This window comes from Brevibacterium sp. SIMBA_078, assembly GCF_046534565.1.
GTDB lineage: Bacteria > Actinomycetota > Actinomycetes > Actinomycetales > Brevibacteriaceae > Brevibacterium.
Genome location: NZ_JAWRYQ010000303.1, coordinates 1 through 264 on the forward strand (window position 1 = coordinate 1; position 264 = coordinate 264).

Here is a 264-nt window from a genome sequence, read left to right on the forward strand (position 1 = left end):
TGAATATAAATCCCATAGCTGTGCTGTACTTCAGTGCTGTTAAATAAAAGTGAACCTTCGGGTGCTGTTAGCCCATACACGGGGTTATACATATTAATGGCATAGCGCGTATCTTCAAGCGTAGGGCGATATCTATACCAAAGTTTATCAAAATCAAACTTGCTGGCATCGGCACCTATTAATAAATGATGGGTAAACCCAGCAGCAGTAACACTACCACTTAGCTCGGTGCGGGCTGAAATATTTTTAGTATGAAAATTACGC

General features: G+C 40.9%; 1 protein-coding gene. It reads right to left on the reverse strand.

The features are described 5' to 3' along the window. Positions 1–264, reverse strand: a 264-nt coding sequence (locus tag SB749_RS19810; protein ID WP_410711814.1) for a hypothetical protein, incomplete at both ends; no start/stop codon positions are given.